At 42.8% G+C, this 4215-nt stretch carries 4 protein-coding genes and 1 pseudogene; 2 read left to right on the top strand and 3 right to left on the bottom strand.

From position 1 onward, the window contains the following. Positions 1-100: 100 nt before the first annotated feature. On the bottom strand, positions 101-814 hold the full coding sequence (gene rsmG / locus ADI76_RS00010; RefSeq protein WP_049507092.1) for a 16S rRNA (guanine(527)-N(7))-methyltransferase RsmG: 714 nt from the start codon (positions 812-814) through the stop codon (positions 101-103). Between the two features lie 70 nt (positions 815-884). Here rsmG and ADI76_RS00015 point away from each other — a divergent pair, with 70 nt between their 5' ends. After that, positions 885-1445 (top strand): LemA family protein, encoded by a 561-nt coding sequence (locus tag ADI76_RS00015; RefSeq protein WP_023918932.1) that lies wholly within the window; start codon positions 885-887, stop codon positions 1443-1445. Position 1446: 1 nt separating this feature from the next. After that, positions 1447-2343: a zinc metalloprotease HtpX gene (gene htpX / locus ADI76_RS00020; RefSeq protein WP_049513751.1), complete on the top strand. Its 897-nt coding sequence runs from the start codon at positions 1447-1449 to the stop codon at positions 2341-2343. 296 nt (positions 2344-2639) lie between these two features. Here the strand turns inward: htpX and ADI76_RS00025 are convergent. Both ADI76_RS00025 and ADI76_RS11510 read right to left on the bottom strand, forming a co-directional pair. Next, a pseudogene (locus ADI76_RS00025) lies at positions 2640-3860 on the bottom strand (MFS transporter). Beyond that, on the bottom strand, positions 3857-4033 hold the full coding sequence (locus ADI76_RS11510; RefSeq protein ID WP_193390709.1) for a hypothetical protein: 177 nt from the start codon (positions 4031-4033) through the stop codon (positions 3857-3859). The pseudogene ADI76_RS00025 and the gene ADI76_RS11510 overlap by 4 nt, the downstream one beginning before the upstream one ends. Positions 4034-4215 lie beyond the last annotated feature (182 nt).

The following is a 4215-nucleotide window of genomic DNA, read 5'->3' on the forward strand; positions in this document are numbered from 1 at the left end:
ACCACTGCGTCTTGCTTGACAATCCAAAAATAATTGAGAGGCTAGGACTTTTGTCCCAGCCTCTTATTTGACTTTTATCCTCTTAGCCCTTTGTATCTTACTACAATGGCCGCTTATTGGGCATACCTGCTTTTCTTGGGTATTTATTGGGGGTTTCTTTTTTCTTTTTTACAAGAGTGATATAGCGTGGATCCCCGTTTGGCAATTCATACTGTAGATTGTCTTCAACCTTACTAAATAGCAGGTTGAGGGCATTTTTGGCTTCTTCTAACTCTTCTGGAGCATTGCTGGCCTTGAGAGCAAGAAGCCGTCCCCCTACTTTCAGGTAAGGGATGGTCAGTTCAGAGAGGACTTGCATGCGGGCAACAGCGCGGGCAGTTACGATATCAAATTGGGCACGAAAAGCCTTGTCTTGCGCAAAGTCCTCCGCACGTCCATGGTAGAAATGAACTCCGCTCAAACCTAACTCTTCAGCCAGCAAGTGGAGAAAATTGATCCGCTTATTGAGGGAATCAATGATGGTGACATCCAGCTCAGGAAATAGGATCTTCATTGGTAGGCTCGGAAAGCCGGCGCCAGCACCGATATCCAAGAGGCGGATGGGTTGATTTTCGATCAAACCTTGTAAAATGGGTGCGATCGAATCATAAAAATGCTTGAGATAGACTTCGTCTTTTTCGGTGATGGCAGTGAGATTAATCTTTTCATTCCATTCCACGAGGAGCTCAAAATAGCGTTCGTATTGCTCTTTTTGACGATCAGTTAATGGAAAGCCGAGTTCGGCTAAACGGACATAAAATTCTTCTGGTTTCATGCTTTTATTTTACCACAAAATAAGGGAAATTTGATATACTGGTAGAAAGAAATGAAAGGAATTCAATAAAATGATTTGGATTATTCTTGGGATCATTGTGGTCCTTGTGTTGATTGTAGTAGGAGTTTACAACGGTTTGGTGAAAAGCCGCATGCAAACTCGTGAAGCATGGAGTCAAATTGATGTGCAATTGAAACGTCGGAATGACTTGATTCCAAACTTGATCGAAACCGTTAAAGGCTATGCCAAGTACGAAGGAGATACACTAGCAAAAGTGACTCAACTTCGCCAACAAGTAGCGCAAGCTTCTTCACCTGCAGAAGCAATGGCAGCCAGTGATGCTCTTTCCCGTCAAGTAGCAGGCATCTTTGCGGTGGCTGAAAATTACCCAGACTTGAAAGCCAACACCAACTTCATGCAATTGCAAGAAGAATTGACCAACACAGAAAACAAAATTTCTTATGCTCGTCAATTGTACAATAGTGTCACAAGCAATTACAATGTCAAGTTGGAAACTTTCCCAACAAACGTAATTGCTGGAATGTTCGGCTTCAGACAAGCTGAATTCCTTCAAGTGCCTGAAGAAGAAAAAGCAGTACCAAAGGTGGACTTTAGCGGATTAGGAGACTAATATGCTCTTTGACCAAATTGCAAGCAATAAAAGGAGAACCTGGATTCTCCTTATTGCTTTTTTCATACTCTTAGCTCTTATCGGAGCAGCCGTTGGTTACCTCTGGTTAGGCTCCTCCCTTGGTGGCGTCATCCTAGCTTTGATTATTGGTGGAATCTATGCCTTTAGCATGATTTTTCAATCCACCGAAGTTGTCATGCGGATGAATGGGGCGCGTGAGGTAACGGAAGAGCAAGCGCCTCAACTCTACCATATTGTACAAGATATGGCTATGGTAGCCCAGATCCCCATGCCTCGGGTCTATATTGTAGATGATCCTTCTATGAATGCATTTGCGACAGGGTCTAATCCTCAAAATGCTGCTGTTGCAGCAACGACAGGTCTTCTAGCCGTGATGAATCGTGAGGAATTGGAGGGAGTTATCGGACACGAAGTCAGCCACATTCGCAATTACGATATTCGTATCTCTACGATTGCAGTGGCCCTTGCTAGTGCCATCACCATGCTTTCTAGCATTGGTGGGCGGATGATGTGGTGGGGCGGTGGCCGTAGCCGGGACGATGATCGAGAAGGTAGCAGTGGTTTGGAGATTGTTATGTTGATCCTTTCCTTGCTTGCCATCATTTTAGCGCCATTAGCAGCGACCCTGGTACAGTTAGCCATTTCTCGTCAACGGGAGTTCCTAGCAGACGCTTCAAGTGTTGAATTGACGCGGAATCCTCAAGGGATGATCAATGCTTTGTTAAAACTAGACAATAGCGAACCAATGCAACGACATGTCGATGATGCGAGCAGTGCTCTTTTTATCAACGATCCAAAAAAAGAATCCGGTTTGCAAAAACTCTTTTATACCCACCCTCCCATTGCTGAACGGGTGGAAAGACTAAGAAAAATGTAAAAAACCACCCAACAGTGGATTCAGATTGAAGACACAACCATCTTAGAACCTTTCCTTAGGTGAGTACGGACGTCAGCGAACTTCTATGAAGTTCCATGACTTAGTTTTGGACCTAAGGTTCCAAAACTTCCGAGTGCTAGAAACAACCTTGTTTCTAGCACTTTTCTCACGACGGAAAGTTTCAGTAGCTGATTGAATCATTTTAAAGAATAAAAATATTTATCCTAATAGAAATTAATAGGTTTGTATAAAAGATCAGTTTGTCTTCGTGCTCAATCCACCCAACGGTGGATTTTTTATTTGCTAGACAAGAGGACGGTGCCGAAACCAAGGATGGCAAAGATTCCCCAAGCTAGAGCGAGGTTCCAAATAGCGAGGCCAGAAAAAAGGGCTGTTCCAAGAGGCGTGGCAAAGCTTACCATCAGACCCAAAAAGCTAGAGGTAGAGGCTAATTTCTCAGCTGGTAGTTTGCTCATTAAAAGACTAGAAACTTATGGGTTGATTTTTGCAACAAGATAACCAAGAAAAGTGATGAGTAGAAGGGAAAGGATATCCCAGTGGACCAGAGTATTTGTGAGGCCAAGCATGGTCAGACCACCTGCAATCCACAGTAGAGTATGGTGGAGGGTTTGTTTGGAAAAATAATCGTGAGGTGTCAGGCTAGCCCAGACCATGCTTAAAATAGTTACTGCTTCTAAGATCAAGAGCGATTGGCTAAAGCTCAAATGAAATAAGGGGGAGTGAAGCAGTTGCAAATTATAGATGCCGGAGATGGATCCTCCCAAAGCATTGATGAAAATTAAGGATAGGAGAAGTTTTCCAAAGTTGTGAACTTCTTCATCTGCAAAGATAGTGGTGACATTGCGATAGATATCTCGACATTCTTGAAGGAAAGAAACTTTCTTACTTGAATCCACTTGAATCGGTTCGTGGGTTAGTTGACTTCGTCGGATGAAAAGACAAGTGGAAGACAGGAGAAATGTCAGGGCATTGATCGAAGCAACAAGTGCAAAGTTTTGGTGACTGATAGCTAAAAGCCAGACTCCCAGTGCTTGACCTGAAATTGAACAAACCATACTAAGCAGTTGATTGAAGGAATAGGCTTCCATCAGATCCTCGCTAGGAATGTTCTTCTGCATAATGGGAAGTTGCAATCCCCCGCGATAATCACTTAAACAATCTGACACAATATTCAGGAAGCAAACGATTGAAAAGGCCAAGTAACCCGGAATCTTTGTCATCAGTGCAATGATGACGAAAAGGATAGCTTGCAGAAAGCCCATTCGGATCAGCCAGTCGGCTTTTTTAGCGGTGTGATCGGCCTTCATTCCAATGAAAATGGTGAAAAGACTTGGGATAAAAACAATGAGATTAGCGATCCCAACTGCCAGGCTAGGGTGAGGCATGCTAGCCGCGAAGACCACAAAGACAAGGTTGTAAATTGCAGCACCAATGGTATTCAAAAAACGTGAAAGACTGAGTAAGGCAAAGATATGATTGCGAAATAAGAGTTTCATAAGCTTTCCTCCTTATACTTAGCAGATAAAATAACTTCTCTTAAATGTTGCAAGGCCTGCTTGAGAAGAGACAGTTTCTCTTCTTCCGTCAGTTCTAATTTTTCCTCTTTAACATAAAAACTAGTCTGTTTAAGGAAATAATGAAGGAGACGATTCTTTAGTCTGCTTATCATGCTGGGACCTCTTTCTTTTCTTGATGATCCTATTGTAGACCTCAAAAATATGGAAAACAAAAAGTTGCATATTTTCAACAAAAAGAGGCTGGGACAAAAGTCCTAGCCTCTCAATTATCTTTGAATTGTCGAGCAAGACGCAGTGGTTGAGTGGGCTCTACTACGCTGATTTCATCAGCTTT

The sequence above is a fragment of the Streptococcus parasanguinis genome (assembly GCF_001074805.1).
Classification (GTDB): domain Bacteria; phylum Bacillota; class Bacilli; order Lactobacillales; family Streptococcaceae; genus Streptococcus; species Streptococcus parasanguinis_A.